This is a genomic window from Photorhabdus namnaonensis (assembly GCF_001684335.1).
Lineage (GTDB): Bacteria > Pseudomonadota > Gammaproteobacteria > Enterobacterales > Enterobacteriaceae > Photorhabdus > Photorhabdus namnaonensis.
Genome location: NZ_LOIC01000103.1, coordinates 1 through 519, shown reverse-complemented (window position 1 = coordinate 519; position 519 = coordinate 1). Strand labels below are relative to the sequence as shown.

Annotated in this window: 1 protein-coding gene; it reads right to left on the bottom strand. The window is 60.3% G+C overall.

The annotated features are described in order from the left end of the window. On the bottom strand, positions 1-519 hold a 519-nt coding region (locus Phpb_RS22795; RefSeq protein WP_240492672.1), incomplete at both ends, for a DUF6531 domain-containing protein.

The following is a 519-nucleotide window of genomic DNA, read 5'->3' as shown; positions in this document are numbered from 1 at the left end:
GATGAGGCCGGGGAGGCCAGCGCAAAATACTTACAAACCGGTGAATCCCGGTGCCGGAGGATATAGCCCTGTTCTCCCCGGCTGAGGGTGAAATCCGGGTGGTCCGGGTTAACACTGTGGGTATAAGCGGCCGGTAAGGCAAAGTAAAGCGATGCCCCTTCGGTGGTGCGGATTTCTACCCGGTCGCCGGTGGCAAGGGCGCATTCGGAGAAGCTGTCCGTCCAGCCCGGCCCTAGTAAGCCCTGTTCCCCCGGCGCCCAGCTGCGCAGAAACACCAGCGGCAGGGTCTGGCCGAGGGTGATATCGGTCCGCTGGTCAAACAGCTGGCCGGTGGTGACGTCAATCGGGTCGCCGGTAAAGAATTTTTTCGTCGCTTCCCGGTAACGTTTCACCCCCTGAGTTTCTTTAAAGGCGGTTTTGGCACAGCAGAGGGTTTTCCCCGATATCACTTTTCCGGCATGCCGGGCACCGGCAATCGCCCCGCTGACGGCCTTTTTACCGGCCTGTCGGGTAAACAGT